Source organism: Metabacillus sediminilitoris (assembly GCF_009720625.1).
GTDB lineage: Bacteria > Bacillota > Bacilli > Bacillales > Bacillaceae > Metabacillus > Metabacillus sediminilitoris.
This window is the reverse complement of record NZ_CP046266.1, coordinates 3,555,948-3,572,701: the sequence shown is the minus strand read 5'-3', so window position 1 is coordinate 3,572,701 and position 16,754 is coordinate 3,555,948. Positions and strand designations below refer to the sequence as shown.

Sequence of the window (16,754 nt, the reverse complement as noted above, 5' to 3'; positions counted from 1 at the left end):
CATATTACAGGCTTTAGAAATCATTATTCCAACAGCATTGTTTGTTGCTGCGCCACTTATTTTCACTGCACTTGGTGGAGTTCTTAGTGAACGTTCAGGTGTTGTAAACATCGGTTTAGAGGGCTTAATGATTATTGGTGCTTTCGTGGGAATTGTCTTTAATTTGACTTTTGTTGAAGTGTTTGGAAAAGCAACACCGTGGCTAGCCATTATAGCCGCAATGATTGCAGGAGCAATTTTTTCATTATTACACGCAGTGGCTTCGATAACATTTAAAGCAGATCAGGTGGTAAGTGGTGTTGCGATAAATTTTTTAGCTTTGGGATTAACATTATTTTTAGTGAAAAATATATATGAAAAAGGTCAAACAGACCGTATCAACATGAGTTTTAATAAAATGGATATACCTATTTTAAGTGATATTCCTATAATCGGTAAGATTTTCTTTTCTGGCGGTTATATTACGTCATACATTGCTATCTTAGCAGCTCTCGTTGTTTGGTATGTTGTTTATAAAACACCGTTTGGTTTGCGACTACGTTCAGTCGGTGAGCATCCAATGGCTGCAGATACAATGGGAATTAACGTAACAAAAATGAGGTATATAGCTGTTATGCTTAGTGGGGCGTTTGCAGGAATTGGTGGAGCGGTTTATGCGACCATCATTTCAAGAGATTTCAGCCATGCAACAATTAGTGGCCAAGGATTTATGGCCTTAGCAGCTGTTATTTTTGGTAAATGGCATCCATTAGGAGCCATGGGTGCAGCACTATTTTTTGGTCTTGCACAAGGATTAAGTATTATCGGTGGATCAATTCCATTTTTAAAGGATATTCCTACCGTATATTTACTTATTCTACCGTATGTTTTAACAATTCTTGCACTTGCAGGTTTTATTGGCCGGGCTGATGCACCAAAAGCAAATGGAACACCTTATGAAAAAGGAAAACGCTGATAAGTATAAAAAAGCTTCTTCAACTTTTGTTGAAGAAGCTTTTTGTTTTTAACAGTGGGAAATACACGAGGATTATCAAGTTTTGTAAAATGATTGGACATTAAATAAATTGGCCGTTGCAAAAAAAATTTCAGCATTTAACTTTTAGAATTTTTAACCTTTCCTACTTATCCCAGTATATGTTAGCTAATATCTACACAAAATGTATTTGTACGAAGGGATAGAGCAGGCATCGGTTTATCTAAATTTTATAGAAAATATCTTTCTATATTTTGGATAAAAATTTATCTTATATCTTAAAATTCACTTTAACCTTTATGATCGATTTTCGTTTTTTTACAATAGTAATGAACAAAAATATAAATTAAAAAAGGTGAAGCAATGAGGGAAGCAAGTAAGAAACTCGATTTATTGGCATTATCATCGGTACCCTTAGTGATGACATTGGGAAATTCAATGTTAATTCCTGTTTTACCGTTAATTTCTAAAAAATTAGGGATATCCTCTTTTCAAGTATCATTGATTATTACAGTGTATTCAATCGTCGCAATACTATTAATCCCAATTGCTGGCTATTTATCAGATCGAATAGGCAGGAAAATGGTGATGGTACCTTGCTTAATAATTGCTGGTATTGGTGGAGCTGTTTCAGGTTGGGCTTCATGGAAAATGGATGATCCCTTTTTGGTTATTTTAATAGGGAGAGTATTACAAGGTGTCGGTTCTGCTGGTGCAGCTCCTGTTGTAATACCTCTAGTTGGAGATATGTTTAAAAAAGACGAACAAATTAGTGCTGGTCTAGGGTTAACAGAGACAGCTAATACAGCCGGAAAAGTATTAAGTCCAATAATCGGAGCAGTATTGGCTTCATTTTTATGGTTTTTGCCTTTTTGGTTTATTCCTTTTTTTAGTGCAATCAGTGTTCTGCTTGTCTTTTTTTTCATAAAGGTCCCTAATCAGAAAGAAAAGAAAAATCAATCAATTAAGGAATTTGCAACAAATGTTAGGGATGTTTTTAAGGTTAATGGGAAGTGGCTTTTCGCCATTTTTGCAATTGGGTGTATTATCATGTTTGTTTTGTTTGGTATTCTTTTTTATTTGTCAGATATGCTTGAAAAAGTATATAACCTTCAAGGAGTAAAAAAAGGTCTAGTTTTGGCTATTCCATTACTTGCACTTTCTATTAGTTCATACATCTCAGGTAAAAAAATCGGTCAAAATAAAAATTTAATGAAAACAGTAACCGTAATAGGTATGGGATTAGTTACAATTTCGTTTATTGCGATAAGAATTCAACATTTATTTATTTATCTAGTTTTATTTTTAATTATTACCGGTATTGGCATTGGGGTCACCCTACCTTGCCTTGATGCAATCATTACTGAAGGTATAGAAAAAGAGCATAGGGGTACAATCACATCCTTCTATAGTGCTATGAGATTTATTGGAGTGGCTGCTGGTCCGCCAGCATATGCTTATTTCATGTCAGTATCAGAGCATCTTATCTATTATATTTCCGGCGGGATAAGCTTTTTGGCAGTTTTGATTGTAATGCTTTTCATAAAGCCAGATAAACGTTCGCAAGATGATCCTAATTCTAAACACATGCCTAAACTTGCTTAATAAAGATCAAGGAGTTAGCTTTCAGTAGCTTAATTACGAGTATATAGAGGTTTAGCTAAAGAAAGAATAAATAGTAAAAAAAGTGTATTATTTCCTTTATTATCCTCGTATTGATATAATTACAAGAATAACTATAGTTTAAATGGAGGTTCTTAATGACATATATTAATGAACAGCTTACCGAAGTGAATGGGCTGACACTTCATACCGTAACTACTTCGAAATTTAAAACAAATACGATTGTAATCAAGATGCTCGCACCTTTGAATGCTCAGGAAGTTACATATAGAGCCTTACTTCCATATGTACTTCAAAGAGGAACAAAGACGTATCCAACTAGCACAAGCCTTAGACAGCATTTAGATGAGTTATATGGTGCAACCTTGAATGTTGACCTTGCAAAAAAAGGTGATAATCATATCATTTCACTTAGAATGGAAATTGCAAATGAAAAATTTTTATCAGATCAAAGTCCACTATTAGAAAAAGGAATGAAACTTTTATCTGAAATATTGTTAGAGCCAGTCCTTGATGGAGAGGCATTTAAAGAAGACATTGTTGTACAAGAAAAACGAACTTTAAAACAACGAATCCAATCCGTATATGATGATAAAATGAGATACTCTAATTTACGTCTTGTTCAAGAAATGTGTAAAGGTGAATCGTATGCATTACATGTTAACGGGGAATTGGAAGATGTAGAAAATATCTCGGCTGCATCATTATATGACTATTATCAAAAAGCAGTTTCTACTGATAAAATTGACTTGTATGTCGTTGGTGACTTAAATCAAGAGCAAGTAGAAGGATATGTAAAACAGTTTTTTACATTTGAAAACAATCATCAACCCATTGCAGAAGAAGGCTCTAAAAAAGCTGTTGAAGAACGTGAAGTAATAGAAGAACAGGATGTTAAACAAGGGAAATTGAATATTGGATATCGTACTAATAGTACTTTTCGTGATGATGACTATTATGCGCTACAAGTGTTTAATGGAATTTATGGCGGTTTTTCACACTCTAAATTATTTATTAATGTCCGTGAAAAAGCAAGTTTAGCCTATTATGCAGCATCTAGAATTGAAAGTCACAAAGGCTTGCTCATGATCATGTCTGGTATAGAAGTTCAAAATTATGAACAAGCGGTATCCATTATCCGTGAACAAATGGCAGCAATGAAAAATGGCGATTTTAACGATCAAGACCTTGAGCAAACAAAAGCAGTTATTCGCAATCAATTATTGGAAACCATTGATACAGCATATGGATTAGTTGAGATCGTCTATCATAATGTTATTGCTCAAATAAATCGTCCATTTGAGGATTATCTTCAAGGAATAGAAACTGTTTCAAAAGATGATATTGTAAAAGTTGCCCAAAAATTGGAGTTAGATACGATCTATTTCTTAAAAGGAAAGGGGGGGAATGCATGACAAATCCAATTCGTTTTGAACAGCTGCAAGAAGAACTTTATCATGAAAAAATGGATAATGGACTCGAAGTCTATGTATTGCCAAAAAAGGGCTTTAACAAAACTTATGCAACCTTTACAACGAAATATGGATCAATCGATAATCGATTTGTCCCTCTTAATAAAGATGAAATGGTCACAGTTCCTGATGGTATTGCTCATTTTCTGGAGCATAAGCTTTTTGAAAAAGAAGACGGTGATGTGTTCCAACAGTTCAGTAAACAAGGGGCTTCTGCAAATGCTTTTACATCATTTACAAGAACGGCCTACCTCTTTTCTAGTACAAGTAATGTAGAGAAAAATCTTGAAACATTAATTGATTTTGTTCAATCACCTTATTTTTCTGAAAAAACGGTTGAAAAGGAAAAAGGGATTATTGGTCAGGAGATAAACATGTATGATGACAATCCTGATTGGCGTCTATACTTCGGACTAATTCAAAATCTCTATCAACAACATCCGGTAAGAATCGATATAGCTGGAACGATTGATTCAATTGCTAAAATTACGAAGGATTCCTTGTATGAGTGCTATCATACATTTTACCATCCTAGTAATTTGCTTTTATTTATTGTAGGTGCTGTTGAACCAGAAGCAATCTTGAAGCAAGTTAGAGAAAATCAACAGAAAAAGGAATTCACATCTCAATCCGAAATTAAGCGAGAATTTCCTAATGAGCCGAATGAAGTGTATAAAAAGATTGAAAAATTGTCGATGAATGTTCAAAGTTCAAAATGTTTAGTAGGTTTAAAAGCAAAAAATCCAAATCGTACAGGAAAAGATTTATTAAAATATGAGCTTTCAATGAACGTTTTATTAGATATTCTTTTCAGTAAAAGTTCTCAACATTATGAAAAACTTTATAGTGAAGGCTTAATCGACGATACGTTTAGTTATGATTATACCGAAGAGAATGGGTTTGGCTTCGCAATGATCGGTGGAGATACCGAAGATCCAGATAAGCTTGCTGAACAAATTAAAAGCATTCTATTTAAAGCTAAGAACGAAGGCGTTGATTTTTCAAATTTTGAAGCTGCGAAGAATAAAAAGATAGGTGCATTTTTAAGAGCCGTTAATTCACCAGAATATATCGCAAATCAATTTACAAGATATGCTTTTAACGAAATGAATCTTTTTGATGTCGTCCCAACTCTTGAATCGCTTACACAGGAAGATATTACCACAATCCTCAATGAAGCTATTGAGGAAGAATTATTCACTGTATGTCAGGTCGTTCCAAAGTGAAATTAAATGACTATGATATACTTATATGACTAATGGAAAGGTCTGACAAATGTCAGACCTTTTTTGAGGAGGAAAACATGGAAAAGTATGCTTTAATTACTGGTGCCAGCGGCGGGATCGGCACTGCAATCGTAGAGAAACTTATTGAAGATGGATATCACATATATGTTCATTATCATCAAAATGAACGTGCAATTAATGAATTAATAAAAGCTTATGAACCATACAAAAAGATGTTGTTACCGATTCAAGCTGATTTAACAAATCATAATGGAGTGCAAAAACTTATAAATCAAATCACTATGCCGATTGATTTACTAGTATTAAATAGCGGTATTAGTTATTACGGATTAGTAACAGATATGAGTGATGAGGAAATTGAGCAAATGATTGCATTACATATATCGAGCCCATTTCGATTAACACAAAAGCTTATCCCTGCTATGGTAAAGAAACGTGAGGGGAATATTATCGTTATATCATCGATATGGGGGATTGTTGGAGCATCTTGTGAGGTCTTGTATTCAATGGTTAAAGGGGGACAAAATTCATTTGTTAAAGCACTAGCAAAAGAGCTTGCTCCAAGCAATATCCGTGTAAATGCTATTGCGCCTGGAGCGATTAAAACCCGAATGCTTTCAAATTTTACTGAAGAGGAATTAAAAGCATTAGAAGATGAAATTCCCCTTGGAAGATTAGGTAACCCTAATGAGGTTGCCCAAACTGTTTCATTTTTAGCATCGAAGAACTCTTCCTATATTACTGGACAAGTGATATCGGTAAATGGAGGATGGAGTTAAATAAATCAAATTAAATAGAATAAAAACTTTTTGAAATGGAACAATAAACTTGTAACAATAATAAAGGAGGTACTCCTATGGCTGTTTTAGAAAATTGGGATGAGTGGAAAAATTTCCTTGGTGATCGTTTACATCATGCACAAAATGAAGGAATGAACGAGCAAGTCATCAATAACTTAGCATTTGAAGTTGGTGACTATTTAGCAAAACAAGTTGACCCTAAAAACACTCAAGAGAGAGTACTAGCAGATCTTTGGAGTGTAGCATCAGAACAAGAGCAACATGCTATTGCAAGTATGATGGTAAAGCTTGTTCAAAATAACGGATCACATTAAGAAGAGAGGAGATATCCTCTCTTTTTCATTATGATCATTAAAGGGTTTCATTTATATCTTTTTTGGATAAAGAAGAAGAAATGATTTGTTTTTGTTTACAAGCTAGGAACGTTTAATCGTTATGGTTTCGTTTTTATATAAATGGTCTTTCTTCTTTTTGATAAATCATTTATTATTAGTAATAGTGGTTGTTTAAAGGGGGACTAAACTTGTCATTTGAATGGTATTTGGAATATGAGATTCAAAAAAATCGACCTGGGCTCCTTGGAGATGTATCATCATTATTAGGGATGTTATCAATCAATATCATTACCATTAATGGTGTCGATGATTCTAGGCGTGGACTATTAATGAAATGTGAAAGCAATGATCAAATTCGCAGACTTGAATCAATTCTAAAAACAATGGACAATATAACTGTTACAAAGCTAAGGGTTCCAAAGCTTCGTGATAAGTTAGCTGTAAGACATGGACGATACATACAAAGAGATGCTGACGATAAAAAAACATTTCGATTTGTACGTGATGAACTTGGACTATTAGTTGATTTTATGGCAGAATTATATAAACAGGATGGACATAAATTAATTGGTATCCGCGGTATGCCAAGGGTAGGTAAAACAGAATCTATTGTGGCTTCGAGCGTTTGTGCTAACAAAAAGTGGTTATTTGTTTCTTCTACATTATTAAAGCAAACAATCCGCAGCCAACTGATAGCTGATGAATATAATGCAGACAATGTCTTTATAATTGATGGAATCGTTTCTACAAGAAGAGGATCTGATCAACATTTACAGTTAGTTAGAGAAATTATGAGACTTTCTGCAACAAAAGTAGTAGAACATCCTGATATTTTTGTTCAAAATACAGAATATACAATTGAAGATTTTGATTATATAATAGAAATTCGAAATGAGCCTGATGAGGAAATTACATATAAAGATGTTGAAGAACCTCAAACGATGTTTGATTCTTCCGGTCTTTCAGGCGGCTTTGACTTTTAGATTATGGGGTGTTACGGTTGAGTGAATTAGGAAATCGACTGAAACAAGCAAGAGAAGAAAAGAATATTAGCTTGGATGACCTTCAGGATTTAACAAAAATTCAGAAGCGTTACCTAATTGGTATAGAAGAAGGCAATTATTCGATGATACCAGGAAAATTCTATGTTCGTGCTTTTATTAAGCAATACGCAGAAGCAGTTAATTTAGATCCAGAAATGCTTTTTGAAGAATATAAAAACGAAGTTCCAAGTACATATAACGATGATTTACCAGAACAACTATCAAGAGTAAAAACACATAAGCAACTCCCTAAAACTGCTTCTAAATTTCTTGATCTTTTACCTAAATTACTAATTGGTGCTATTATTATTATTATTGCGATCGTGATTTGGGTATGGAGACAAAACGCCAATGAGACTGATCAAGTGAAAGAATCCACTGAAGAAGTTGAAAATGAGAACGAATATAAGAACAATGTAGAAAATACGACATCTACTGACAAAGAAGAAAAAGCAGTGAAAGAAGATGTAAAAGAAGGTTCATCAGTTGAGGAAAAAACAGAGCCTGAAGAGGAAAAACCTGCTCAAACAATTACCGTTAAAGGTGTTAATGGTTCTACAACAACATATGAACTCGCTGGATCAGAAAAATTTGAACTTGAGGTAATTGCGAAAGATCGAACATGGGTTAGTGTTAAAAATGGAAAAGGTAAAAGCTTTTTTGGTGCTGAGATTCCTAAAGGGGAATCAAAAGTAACGGATCTTACTGCTGAATCAGAAATTACTGTGAGAGTAGGAAATGTTCCGGGTACTGATTTGAAAATCAATGGTGAACTACTCCAATATGAGGATACAAAAACAACACCACAAAACATTACTATTATTTATACTAAACAATAGGGACTAACTCATGTTAATGTGTTTGATACCTTCCCCAACAAATATTGTCCTGTAAAGCTATAAATGTTGGGGAAAGGTATTAGACTATTGGTGGGTAGTCCCATTTTTTGTTTTCTAAATATATGACTCACGGAGGGAAAAACATGAATTTACCTAATAAAATAACGATATCGAGGATCTTTTTAATTCCAGTATTTATGATTATCATGCTTGCACCATTCAATTGGGGAGAACTGACATTTGGTAATGAAACCATTTTAGTCACTCATTTAGTCGGAGCAATTCTTTTTATTGTTGCCTCGACAACAGACTGGATAGATGGGTATTATGCACGAAAACTAAACCAGGTGACAAACCTTGGGAAATTTCTTGATCCTTTAGCGGACAAGCTCCTTGTTTCTGCCGCTTTAATTATATTGGTTCAACTAAATCTTGCACCATCTTGGATGGTTATTCTAATCATTAGCCGTGAATTTGCTGTTACTGGTTTAAGAGCAATCTTGGCTGGTGAAGGGGAAGTTGTTGCGGCAAACATGTTAGGGAAAATAAAAACGTGGACACAAATTATTGCCATTTCTGCGCTGCTCCTACATAACTTGCCGTTTGAATTTATTAATCTTCCATTTGCACAGATTTCACTTTGGGTTGCTACCTTTTTTACTGTAATATCTGGCTGGGATTATTTTAATAAAAACAAACATGTCTTTATAAACTCAAAGTGATCTAAATGATCAGGAGGAATTCCAATGAATATACGTACAGAAATAATTGCTGTTGGCTCTGAATTATTACTAGGTCAAATTGTAAATAGCAATGCTCAATTTCTTTCTCAGCAGCTAGCAGAACTTGGGATGAATGTTTATTACCATACAGTTGTCGGTGACAATCCGACACGATTAGAGCAAGCTATTGATGTTGCCAAAAAACGTTCTAATATCATTATTTTTACTGGAGGTCTCGGACCTACAAAAGACGATTTGACAAAAGAAACGATTTCAAATGCACTTGGAAAGAAACTTGTGTTTGATCAAGAGGCGTTAGATAGTATTGAAAACTATTTTGTGCAATCAAAAAGAATCATGTCAGAAAATAATAAGAAGCAAGCCCTTGTACTTGAAGGTTCATACATATTGAAAAATGATTTCGGTATGGCACCTGGCATGGCATTAGAGGCTGATCAAACGATTTACATGCTGTTACCAGGTCCGCCGAGTGAAATGAAGCCAATGTTCAAAAATTATGGCCGAGAATATTTCCAAAAACAACTTGGATTCCAAGAAAAGATTATTTCTCGTGTGGTAAGATACTTTGGAATTGGAGAATCACAGCTAGAAACTGATATACAAGACATCATAGACGAACAAGTTAACCCTACTGTTGCACCATTAGCTGGTGATGGGGAGGTTACCCTTCGATTAACTGCAAAGCATGTTGATGAACTGGTTGCAAATCAACTTTTAAACGAACTAGAGCAAAAGATTAATCAACGTGTTGGTGAATTTTTTTACGGTTATGAACAGACAACACTCCCACTAGAACTTAAAAAGCTGTTAATAGAAAAGCAAAAAACGATTTCTGCAGCAGAAAGTTTAACTGGTGGAATGTTTTCTGAACAAATAACAGCGTTGGATGGTGTTTCCCAATTCTTTAAAGGAAGTATTGTCAGCTATTCAAATCAAATGAAAGCTCAAATACTAAAAGTCTCACCACAAACTCTTCAGGAATATGGGGCTGTCAGTGAACAATGTGCAAAGGAAATGGCAGATCAAATCCGAAAGTTATCGAATAGCGATATTGGTATTAGTTTTACAGGTGTTGCAGGACCGGAACCTCATGAAGGCCAGCCAGTAGGTACCGTGTTTATTGGCATTTCGATGCAAAATAGGGAAACTCAAGTGTATTCATTTCATTTTGTTGGAACAAGGAAAGGAATACGTGTTCGAACGGTAAAGTATGGATGTCATTATTTAGTTAAACTATTAACTGAAATAGAATGATATAATAGACTCTCCTAATCATTCTTACATGATTGCTTACTTGAGAGATTCAAATAGGATCTAATTCTTTAGATCCTATTTTTGTGTGAATCTTTTCAGATGATCGAAAAATAGTTTTTACTATTAGATTTACTAGTCATTTTTAAATTATTTTACAAGCAAAAAGGGAAGTTTAGAATCATTTTCTAGTTAAAAATAATCGAATGAATGTTCGATTTTTTACTTGGCAAACGATAAAAAAAGGGGTATATTAATTATAGATTCAATTAAAGGAGGAAATTTAGTGAGCGATCGTCAAGCTGCCTTAGATATGGCGTTAAAACAAATAGAAAAGCAATTCGGTAAAGGTTCAATTATGAAATTAGGGGAACAAACAGATAGAAAGATTTCAACTTCACCAAGTGGCTCGTTAGCACTTGATGCCGCATTAGGAGTAGGTGGATACCCGCGTGGTAGAATTATAGAGATCTATGGTCCAGAGAGCTCTGGTAAAACAACTGTAGCCCTACATGCTATTGCAGAAGTCCAACAGCAAGGTGGGCAAGCAGCATTTATTGATGCTGAGCATGCGCTTGACCCTGTATATGCCCAAAAACTTGGTGTTAATATAGATGAGCTATTGCTTTCTCAGCCGGATACTGGAGAACAAGCACTTGAAATCGCAGAAGCACTTGTACGTAGTGGTGCTGTTGACATTCTTGTAATTGACTCAGTCGCGGCGTTAGTTCCGAAAGCGGAAATTGAAGGTGAGATGGGTGATTCTCACGTTGGTCTTCAAGCTCGTTTAATGTCACAGGCATTACGTAAACTATCAGGTGCGATTAATAAATCAAAAACAATCGCTATTTTCATCAATCAAATTCGTGAAAAGATTGGCATTATGTTCGGTAACCCTGAAACAACACCAGGTGGACGTGCGTTAAAGTTCTATTCATCTGTTCGCCTAGAGGTTCGTCGTGCAGAAACTCTTAAGCAAGGTAACGATATGGTTGGGAACAGAACGAAAATCAAGATTGTGAAAAACAAAGTCGCACCACCATTCAAAGTAGCTGAAATAGATATTATGTATGGTGAAGGGATCTCAAAAGAAGGAGAAATTATTGATTTAGGATCAGAGCTTGATATCGTGCAAAAAAGTGGTTCATGGTACTCATATAATGAAGAACGCTTAGGTCAAGGTCGTGAAAATGCGAAACAATTTTTAAAAGAAAATCCTGCACTCCGTATAGAGATACAAGAAAAAATCCGCAGTCATTATGGTTTAGATGAAGAAGCTCTTTTACCTGAAGAAAGTCAAGAAGAATTAGATTTACAAAATGATTAAAAAGGGCATCAGCCCTTTTTTTATTAATTCATAAAATATTTTTAAATAATAACTATATATAAAAATAATATTTTCATCATCCTATATTTTAATAAAATAATAGAATACATAATTCTCTTATTATAATTAACATATTTGGATATAATCTTCAGAAGAAATGCGTCAAAACTATATATAATATGACATAATTCTACAAACGCATCACTTATTTTCGACAATTGGAATAACAGCTACATGATTGGCAATTGGTTGAGTACCTTTAATCGTTATCATGACAGGCTTGACAAGAAAAATACACACATTTACAATTAGGATGTATATTTTACAATTTTGTAGAATGATGATTGAAGCATTTTGAAAGCAAAAAATGTTGGTACTTGAATTTGTCTTCCTAACAATTCGAATAAGACGTAAAGTTCAACATGGAATCTAAAGCTTTGTGCTGTATGTTGACAACTTATAATTGAACAATGTACATGCCGACACTTTAATCTAGAAAAAAAACAAGTTCATAGCAAGAGGAGGTGTAATGATGGACATCGTATCAATAATCATCTCCATTTTGCTTGGCCTAATCGTCGGTGCAGTTGTTGGCTATTTTATTCGTAAATCTATTGCCGAAGCGAAAATTGCAGGAGCAAATCATGCTGCTGAACAAATTCTCGAAAAAGCAAAGCGTGATGCAGAAGCTACGAAAAAAGAAGCACTTCTTGAAGCAAAGGATGAAATCCACAAATTGCGAACAGAAGCAGAGCAGGAAGTTCGTGAAAGACGAAACGAACTTCAAAAACAAGAAAATCGCTTATTACAGAAGGAAGAGAATCTTGACCGTAAGGACGAGTCTTTAGATAAACGAGAAGTTATGCTAGAGAAAAAAGAAGGTTCTCTGAATGAAAGACAACAGCATATTGAAGAGATGGAAAGCAAAGTGGACGAAATCGTGCGTAAACAGCAAACAGAGCTTGAACGCATATCAAGCCTTACACGAGATGAAGCAAAGTCGATCATTCTTGAAAAGGTTGAAAATGAGCTGTCACATGATATCGCTATAATGATTAAAGATAGCGAAAATCGTGCTAAGGAAGAGGCTGACAAGAAAGCTAAAGATATTCTGTCGCTTGCTATTCAACGTTGTGCAGCAGATCATGTAGCTGAAACTACTGTTTCTGTTGTAAATCTTCCAAATGATGAAATGAAGGGCCGTATTATTGGACGTGAAGGACGTAATATACGAACATTAGAAACTTTGACGGGTATAGATCTAATTATTGATGATACTCCTGAAGCAGTTATTTTATCAGGGTTTGATCCTATTCGAAGAGAAACAGCAAGAATCGCGCTTGACAAACTTGTTCAAGATGGTCGTATTCATCCTGCTCGAATTGAAGAAATGGTCGAGAAATCTCGACGTGAGGTTGATGAACACATCCGTGAAGTTGGAGAGCAAACATCGTTTGAGGTTGGTGTACATGGACTTCATCCGGATTTAATTAAAATATTAGGTCGTTTGAAATTCCGAACAAGTTACGGACAAAACGTGTTGAAACACTCAATGGAAGTTGCATACTTAGCAGGTCTTATGGCTGCAGAACTTGGAGAAGATGTGTTATTAGCTAAAAGAGCTGGTCTACTGCATGATATCGGTAAAGCGATTGACCATGAAGTTGAAGGAAGTCACGTAGAGATTGGTGTGGAACTTGGAACAAAATATAAAGAGCATCCTGTTGTGATTAACAGTATTGCTTCACATCATGGTGACACAGAACCAACGTCAATCATTGCCGTTATAGTTGCAGCAGCAGATGCGTTATCAGCTGCTAGACCTGGTGCTCGAAGTGAGACGCTTGAAAACTATATTCGCCGTCTAGAAAAACTTGAGGAGATCTCTGAATCTTATGACGGTGTTGAGAAGTCGTTTGCGATACAAGCAGGTCGTGAAGTACGAATTATGGTAAAACCAGACAGTATTGACGATCTACAAGCACATCGCCTGGCTAGAGACATCCGTAAAAGAATTGAAGAAGAACTTGATTATCCAGGTCACATTAAAGTTACTGTTATTCGTGAAACAAGAGCTGTTGAATATGCAAAATAAAGTGGTGCAGAAATGCGCCACTTTATTTTTTTAAAAGGCTCTTTTTCTCTAAGAGATTGTTGCTTTTAAATCGAAAATTATTTAAGGTTGATTGGAGCAGATTGCGAGACTCCTGCATAGAGCAGCGGGACAGGTGAGACTAATGCGTGCGTTTACGCCGTAGAGGATCACAGCAAGCCCCGCGGAAATAGAACATCCTCTCGCTGCAATCAACCACACCGCACTACTTGATAAATAGCAATAAAGTTTGCGAAAACAGCTTTTTAAAATATGTGTAAGACTAAGTTTCGTAAAGAATCGAAAAGAAAACTGATAGTAGAGAGGGCCTCAATTATGAAAATATTATTTGTTGGTGATGTATTTGGATCACCTGGTCGAGAAATGGTTAAAGAATACCTGCCGAAATTAAAAACGAAATATAATCCGCATGTGGTTATTATTAATGGGGAGAATGCTGCACATGGAAAAGGAATAACAGAAAAAATATATCAGCAGTTCATAGAATATGGTGCACATGTTATTACAATGGGGAATCATACATGGGATAATCGTGAAATATTTGACTTCATTGATCAAGCAAATAAAATGATTCGACCTGCTAATTTTCCAGAGGATAACCCTGGTAAAGGAATAGCTTTTGTAACAACTGCAGGAAAAGAAATAGCGGTCATTAACCTACAAGGGCGCGCTTTTTTACCACCATCTGATTGTCCTTTTAAAAAAGCAGATGAACTTATTGCAGAAGCAAAAAAGAGGACTTCGATTATCTTTGTGGATTTCCATGCTGAAGCAACAAGTGAAAAGCAAGCTATGGGTTGGTATTTAGATGGAAAAGTATCAGCTGTAGTAGGTACCCATACACATGTACAAACTGCAGACGAGCGTATTTTAGATAAAGGTACGGCGTTCATAACAGATGTAGGAATGACTGGACCATACGATGGTATATTAGGGGTTAACCGTGAGATGATTTTGAAAAGGTTTTTAACCAATTTACCTGTCAGACATGATGTGGCAGAAGGAAGGACACAATTAAGTGCAGTTGTCATAGACATTAATGAAAAAACTGGTCAAGCAAAAAAAATTGACCGAATTCTTATTAATGATGACCATATGTTTTTTGAATAAGTTAAGTTTACAGTAAAAACTACATGGATAAAAAATACGAGAACTTAGTGGGTGAATATGATTGTAGAGATTTCAGGGTGTTGAGTTGATTAAAATTTTCAAATTAATGTACGAACAAGCAGGAATACTTTCCATTTCTAGTGAATATAGTATCAATGGATAAGGAACTACCACTGTTTGGAAGGGGATAGGGGATCCCTTTTAAACAAAATATGCCAATGATTGTTCTAATGAACACTCGAGGATTCATTGAAAAATAAGGGGGAACTAGAAATGGAAATATTAAAAGTTTCAGCAAAATCTAATCCTAATTCTGTCGCTGGTGCATTAGCTGGAGTTTTAAGAGAGCGAGGAAATGCTGAGATCCAAGCTATTGGAGCTGGAGCACTTAATCAAGCAGTTAAAGCTGTAGCTATTGCAAGGGGATTTGTAGCACCTAGTGGTGTGGATTTGATTTGTATACCTGCTTTTACTGATATTCAAATAGATGGAGAAGAGCGTACGGCAATTAAACTCATTGTCGAGCCTCGATAAAGATTATGTAATATGCAAACACTGCCGGAAGTTTGACAAGGGGTTGGCTCAATGAGTCAGCCCCTTGTTTGTAGATAAGGGATAAATTTTATTTTCAATCAAAAAATCGCTATGCAGGCTTGTGTTTTAATAAATAATTGGTGATAGAGCGTAAAATAACTCAAATGGTGACGAACATGTAATTTTCAAAGAGTGATGAAAATGTTGAAAAGATCGGTATGAGGGAGAGGTTGATTAGATGAAATTATTTGATGCACACTGTGATATGCTATTTAAGGTTTGGAGAGATCCTAATATAAATGTATATGATGATAAACGGTTACATGTTTCAATTTCAAAGCTAAAAAATATAAAAAACAATATCCAATGTTTTGCCATTTACATCCCTGAAGATGTCCCATTTACAAATCGTTTGAATGCAGCCCATGCGCAGATAAATTTATTCTATCAAAAAGTGTTGCAAAAATATCCTGAAGTAAAATTAATTAAAACTAAATCAGACATATCCAAACTATCTGAAAACGAAATCGGGGCGATATTGACATTAGAAGGTTGTGATGCAATTGGTGATAGGCTTGAAAATTTAGAACTGCTTTATCAATTAGGCATTCGATCAGTGGGATTAACGTGGAATTATGCCAATCTTGTTGCAGATGGTGCCCTTGAAAAAAGAAATGGCGGTCTAACTAATTTTGGGAGGACAGTAATAAATTTTTTAAATGAGCAAAAGCTTTGGACTGATTTATCTCATTCAAGCGAAAGGAGCTTTTGGGAGGCTCTTGACATTGCAGAGTTTCCAATTACTTCACACTCTAATGTGTATAAACTTTGTCCGCATGTTAGGAATTTAAAAGATGAACAAATTGTTGCTTTATTTAAAAAAAATGGAATGATCGGTGTAACATTTGTTCCATCTTTTATTTCCACGAATCATCAATCCAGTATCTCAGATGTTCTGAAACATATAGATTATCTATGTTCAATTGGTGGAGAAAATCATATTGGTTTTGGATCAGATTTTGATGGAATTGATGAAACGATAAATGGGTTAGACAATTATTCATGCTATGATCATTTTATTAATCGATTATTAAAGCACTATCCTGAGACAACAGTAAAGAAATTTCTTTATCAAAACTTTGAAGATCACATAACATTTTAAATTAGTTAGAATTTTAGGAATTAACAGAAAAGTTAAAAAACTCACCTATTATTTTAAGCGAAACTCTTGTTTTTTTTTCTTTCAAGGTCTACAATTATAAAAGTTTAGTGGAATATCATTCATAGTCGTCAGATTTAAATAAACCTAACAAAAGATGAAGTATTTTTAATAGCTTGAAAGAC

The 16,754-nt window shown here is 34.8% G+C and carries 15 protein-coding genes; all 15 read left to right on the top strand.

What is annotated here, in order from left to right; all coding sequences use genetic code 11:
- The first annotated feature begins 1 nt into the window (after nt 1).
- The 15 genes from GMB29_RS17090 (at nt 2) to GMB29_RS17020 (ending at nt 16,572) form a co-directional block, all read left to right on the top strand.
- On the top strand, nt 2–955 hold the full coding sequence (locus GMB29_RS17090; RefSeq protein WP_406600351.1) for an ABC transporter permease: 954 nt from the start codon (nt 2–4) through the stop codon (nt 953–955).
- Nucleotides 956–1,336: 381 nt separating this feature from the next.
- Entirely contained in the window at nt 1,337–2,578 is a 1,242-nt protein-coding gene (locus tag GMB29_RS17085; protein ID WP_136351181.1) for a bacillibactin exporter BcbE, read from the top strand.
- 155 nt (nt 2,579–2,733) lie between these two features.
- Nucleotides 2,734–4,011, top strand: a complete 1,278-nt coding sequence (yfmF, locus tag GMB29_RS17080) for an EF-P 5-aminopentanol modification-associated protein YfmF (protein WP_136351180.1) — start codon at nt 2,734–2,736, stop codon at nt 4,009–4,011.
- Nucleotides 4,008–5,294, top strand: a complete 1,287-nt coding sequence (gene yfmH, locus GMB29_RS17075) for an EF-P 5-aminopentanol modification-associated protein YfmH (protein WP_136351179.1) — start codon at nt 4,008–4,010, stop codon at nt 5,292–5,294. Before yfmF ends, yfmH begins: the two co-directional genes overlap by 4 nt.
- Before the next feature lie 77 nt (nt 5,295–5,371).
- Nucleotides 5,372–6,094 carry an elongation factor P 5-aminopentanone reductase gene (gene ymfI, locus GMB29_RS17070; RefSeq protein WP_136351178.1) on the top strand — a complete coding sequence of 241 codons (723 nt, stop codon included), beginning with the start codon at nt 5,372–5,374 and terminating at the stop codon, nt 6,092–6,094.
- A 77-nt stretch (nt 6,095–6,171) separates the two neighbouring features.
- Complete coding sequence (locus GMB29_RS17065) at nt 6,172–6,429, top strand: DUF3243 domain-containing protein (RefSeq protein ID WP_136351177.1); 258 nt, start codon at nt 6,172–6,174, stop codon at nt 6,427–6,429.
- 209 nt (nt 6,430–6,638) lie between these two features.
- The gene (locus GMB29_RS17060) at nt 6,639–7,433 is read left to right on the top strand and encodes a YmfK family protein (RefSeq protein WP_136351176.1); all 795 of its coding nucleotides are present in this window, start codon (nt 6,639–6,641) and stop codon (nt 7,431–7,433) included.
- 8 nt (nt 7,434–7,441) lie between these two features.
- The gene (locus GMB29_RS17055; protein WP_136351175.1) at nt 7,442–8,332 is read left to right on the top strand and encodes a helix-turn-helix domain-containing protein; all 891 of its coding nucleotides are present in this window, start codon (nt 7,442–7,444) and stop codon (nt 8,330–8,332) included.
- Between the two features lie 143 nt (nt 8,333–8,475).
- On the top strand, nt 8,476–9,054 hold the full coding sequence (gene pgsA, locus GMB29_RS17050; protein WP_136351174.1) for a CDP-diacylglycerol--glycerol-3-phosphate 3-phosphatidyltransferase: 579 nt from the start codon (nt 8,476–8,478) through the stop codon (nt 9,052–9,054).
- 24 nt (nt 9,055–9,078) lie between these two features.
- Nucleotides 9,079–10,329 carry a competence/damage-inducible protein A gene (locus tag GMB29_RS17045; RefSeq protein WP_136351173.1) on the top strand — a complete coding sequence of 417 codons (1,251 nt, stop codon included), beginning with the start codon at nt 9,079–9,081 and terminating at the stop codon, nt 10,327–10,329.
- A 283-nt stretch (nt 10,330–10,612) separates the two neighbouring features.
- On the top strand, nt 10,613–11,653 hold the full coding sequence (gene recA, locus GMB29_RS17040; protein WP_136351172.1) for a recombinase RecA: 1,041 nt from the start codon (nt 10,613–10,615) through the stop codon (nt 11,651–11,653).
- 532 nt (nt 11,654–12,185) lie between these two features.
- Nucleotides 12,186–13,748: a ribonuclease Y gene (rny, locus tag GMB29_RS17035; RefSeq protein WP_406600274.1), complete on the top strand. Its 1,563-nt coding sequence runs from the start codon at nt 12,186–12,188 to the stop codon at nt 13,746–13,748.
- A 333-nt stretch (nt 13,749–14,081) separates the two neighbouring features.
- Nucleotides 14,082–14,876, top strand: coding sequence for a TIGR00282 family metallophosphoesterase (locus tag GMB29_RS17030; RefSeq protein ID WP_136351170.1), 795 nt, complete (start codon nt 14,082–14,084; stop codon nt 14,874–14,876).
- A 273-nt stretch (nt 14,877–15,149) separates the two neighbouring features.
- The gene (spoVS, locus tag GMB29_RS17025) at nt 15,150–15,410 is read left to right on the top strand and encodes a stage V sporulation protein SpoVS (protein ID WP_066231967.1); all 261 of its coding nucleotides are present in this window, start codon (nt 15,150–15,152) and stop codon (nt 15,408–15,410) included.
- A gap of 238 nt (nt 15,411–15,648) precedes the next feature.
- A complete protein-coding gene (locus tag GMB29_RS17020) occupies nt 15,649–16,572 on the top strand; it encodes a dipeptidase (RefSeq protein ID WP_136351169.1) in 924 nt (307 codons plus the stop codon).
- Nucleotides 16,573–16,754: the final 182 nt, after the last annotated feature.